This is a genomic window from Hyphomicrobiales bacterium (assembly GCA_030688605.1).
GTDB lineage: Bacteria > Pseudomonadota > Alphaproteobacteria > Rhizobiales > NORP267 > JAUYJB01.
This window is the reverse complement of sequence record JAUYJB010000144.1, coordinates 1-2905: the sequence shown is the minus strand read 5'-3', so window position 1 is coordinate 2905 and position 2905 is coordinate 1. Positions and strand designations below refer to the sequence as shown.

At 67.3% G+C, this 2905-nt stretch carries 5 protein-coding genes; 2 read left to right on the top strand and 3 right to left on the bottom strand.

Annotated features, from left to right (window positions below; all coding sequences use genetic code 11):
* Positions 1–1167 (top strand): type VI secretion protein ImpB (locus Q8P46_15140; GenBank protein MDP2621481.1); only part of this gene is annotated, 1167 nt, incomplete at its 5' end.
* Positions 1167–1418: a hypothetical protein gene (locus Q8P46_15135; GenBank protein ID MDP2621480.1), complete on the top strand. Its 252-nt coding sequence runs from the start codon at positions 1167–1169 to the stop codon at positions 1416–1418. The genes Q8P46_15140 and Q8P46_15135, both read left to right, overlap by 1 nt.
* On the opposite strand, the gene Q8P46_15130 is transcribed toward Q8P46_15135, so the two are convergent.
* From Q8P46_15130 to Q8P46_15120, 3 genes are all read right to left on the bottom strand, one after another.
* Complete coding sequence (locus Q8P46_15130; protein MDP2621479.1) at positions 1399–1833, bottom strand: hypothetical protein; 435 nt, start codon at positions 1831–1833, stop codon at positions 1399–1401. The two genes, Q8P46_15135 and Q8P46_15130, sit on opposite strands and share 20 nt — an antisense overlap.
* Before the next feature lie 86 nt (positions 1834–1919).
* Entirely contained in the window at positions 1920–2228 is a 309-nt protein-coding gene (locus Q8P46_15125) for a hypothetical protein (protein ID MDP2621478.1), read from the bottom strand.
* 17 nt (positions 2229–2245) lie between these two features.
* The coding region (locus Q8P46_15120; GenBank protein MDP2621477.1) for a hypothetical protein at positions 2246–2905 on the bottom strand (660 nt) is incomplete at its 5' end.

Below are 2905 nucleotides of genomic sequence, written 5' to 3'. Positions count from 1 at the left end.
CGCCTCCGCGGCCGTCCCGTGGGGATCGTGCCGTTCGCGGGCACCCGGTCCACCTGCGTCATTGCCTGCTCCAAGGAAGCGAAGGCCCGGGGGGTGAAAAACGTGATGGCGGTCGCGGAGGCGCTGCGGATCTGTCCCGATATGGTGCTGGCGCCGCAAAGCCCCGATCTCTACCGGCGGGCGCACAACGCGCTGTTAAGCGAGATTGCCGCCGTCATTCCCATTGCCGCCGTCAAATCCATCGACGAACTCACCTGCGATCTGGAGTCGCGGGATATCGGCGATCCCGAGGGCCTGGCCAGCCGGATCAAGAGACGCATCCGCGACCATGTCGGTCCTTACATCACCTGTTCCATCGGCTTCGCGGCCAACCGACAGCTTGCGAAGATCGCCGGCAAGATGAACAAGCCGGACGGCGTGACGATCTGGCGGCCGCAAGACATGCCGGGACCGCTCCTGCCCGTTCCTTTCGCGAAGATTCCCGGCATCGGCAGCCGCATGGAGCGCCGCCTGGCGCGCGCCGGCGTCTTCGACACGGCGGGCCTGCTGGCGCTCCAGCCCAAACAGATGCGCAAGCTGTGGAACAACGTCACCGGGGAACGCCTCTGGTATGCGTTGCACGGCTACGACGTGAAAACCCCGCCTTCACGCCGGGGCATGTTCGGACATGGCCGCGTGCTGCCCCCGGCGCTGCGCAGCATGGAGCACGCGCGCGGCTTCTCGCGCCTGTTGCTCGTCAAGGCCGCGCGCCGGATGCGCCGCGCGGGCTTTTTTGCCGGGCGCCTGTGGCTGTGGCTGGCCATGCGCGAGGACCGCTGGTTCGGGCAATGGACGCTGCCGGCCGTGCGTGACGACCGGGCCTGCCTGGTCGCGCTCGAAACGTTGTGGACGCAGGCGAGACGCGCCTTGCCCGAAAGCGCCAGGATCATCCGTATCGGCGTGACGCTGCTCGACCTTTCTCCGGCGAGCGAACGGCAGCTCGATCTGTTCCTGAACGACGACCGGGAGCGGCGGCGCTGGGAGACGCTCAGCGCCGCAATGGATCGTCTCAATGCCCGCTATGGAAAGACCGTGCTCAGCATCGGCCCGTGGACGCCGCCGCCCGGCGGCCATGCCGGCGGCAAGATTTCCTATACGCGGATTCCGCAGGCGGAGGATTTCTGGTAATGAACTGGAAACGCGAGCTTCAGTTGCGCGACATCGACCGGGATCAGCGCGTCGAGGCCACGTGCAAGCGGTGCGGCCATACCCATTATGTCGATGTCGTCGCGCTGTTCCGGCAGCGGGAACTGCAATTCATCTACATCGACGAGCTGGAGCGGATGATCGTTTGCAAGGCACGTCCTTGCGACGGCCCGGTCAGGCTCGCCCTTGTCCATGACAGGGAAACGGAGGGATTTACCGGCGGTCTGGCATAAGACCGGTCCGGGCCCGTTTTGGCCCTGTTTCGGCCACTTCCGTCGCCGTTCGTGGCGTCTGCCGGCCGCGGGCCGCAAAGGGTGCCAGATTGGCACCCTTTGCGTGCATACCGTCCCTGGTAGGGTTTTTGCGGCTCATCGCGGCCCCGCCCTCAATTGTCACGCGTTGGATGTCGAAGTCGACCGGCGTCCGGCGGTCCATGGCCATCAGCGCGTCGAGGGCGTCTGGATTGGTCTCGAGGCGCAGGCGATCGAGCGGCAGCTCGGGGACAATGGCGCGCCTGATCTCCTCCGACGCGCCGTTGCCCGCGAAGACCGCCCGCGGCGGCCGGAACGCGACGCTGAACGGCACGCGAACCGGTCCCGCGATCATCGTGCCGGCAACCCGCAAAACTTTGAAATCATCGGCTGTCATCGTCGATATCCTCATCCTCTTGTTCTTTCCCGACCCGGCCTTCATCCCTCAGCGCCTCTTGGTTGAAGGAGTCGCGACACACGGCCTTATCTTTCGACCGTCACGCGGTCGATTTGAAACACGGCGCCATTGTCGAAGCGGATGCCGCGTTCTATGGCGCGCCCGCGGCCGGCGCCGCCGGCGAAGCGGACCGTTTGCCACGCCGTGTCGTGGCACGGCATGTTGGCTACGTTCGTGGCGATGAATTGCTTGACCGCTTCGGGGCAGGGGGCGTCCGGCTGGATGGCGTCCAGGCCGACGTCGCCGGCGATGAATCCCGGGATCCGGAACTCGCCGTCGAACGGCACGGTGACCGCGCCGGTGGTGATGGTGCCGCTGAAAAGGAGCCGTGGCATGGCGCGCCCGCGGTCCGCTACGCCGCGGCCGGGCCCGCCAGCTTCATGGCGGCGCGGCTGCCTTCCTTGAGCCGCTTGATGACGAAGGGGTCGAGCGGCTCCTCGGGCGGGGCCCCGAAGATGCGCCTGAGCGGCAGGTCGTCGATCATGCCGTCCTCCGCCGGATCGAGCCGGGCGACGCTGACGTCGGTCAGGTCCCAACTGGCGGCGACGTCGTCGAAGTTGACGATGCTGCCGCGTGACAGCACGACGACCAGGTTGATCACCGCCAGGGAATCATAGCCGGCGGTGGAGAGGTAGGCGCCGTGATGGGCGAGGAAGCGCTCTCGCGCCCGGATCGCCAGCGAGATGGGGCAGGGCATGTCCGCCGCTTCCTGGGCGTTCCCGGGACTCGCCTCTTGTTCGTTCCCGGTCGGGCCTTTGGCCCTCCCCGCCTGTTGTTCTTTCCCCGTCGGGGCTGCGCCCCTCCACGCCTCTTGATCTTTCCCCGTCGGGGCTGCGCGCCTCCACGTCTCATCGGACCGCCACGAGGCGATGCCCTGGCGCTCCGGGTCCCAGGGCGCGGCCTTCCAGCGGCCGTTTCCGAGATCCCCGAACATGACGAGGTGGATCTCGTCCAGGCTGCCGGCGAACAGGGCGACGACGGCGCCGGGATCGCGATCGAACCAGTCCCCGGT

Excerpts from the sequence above, each read along its gene's own strand:
- Q8P46_15135 (MDP2621480.1), top strand. The coding sequence starts at position 1,167 with ATGAACTGGAAACGCGAGCTTCAGTTGCGCGACATCGACCGGGATCAG.
- Q8P46_15130 (MDP2621479.1), bottom strand. The coding sequence starts at position 1,833 with ATGACAGCCGATGATTTCAAAGTTTTGCGGGTTGCCGGCACGATGATC.
- Q8P46_15125 (MDP2621478.1), bottom strand. The coding sequence starts at position 2,228 with ATGCCACGGCTCCTTTTCAGCGGCACCATCACCACCGGCGCGGTCACC.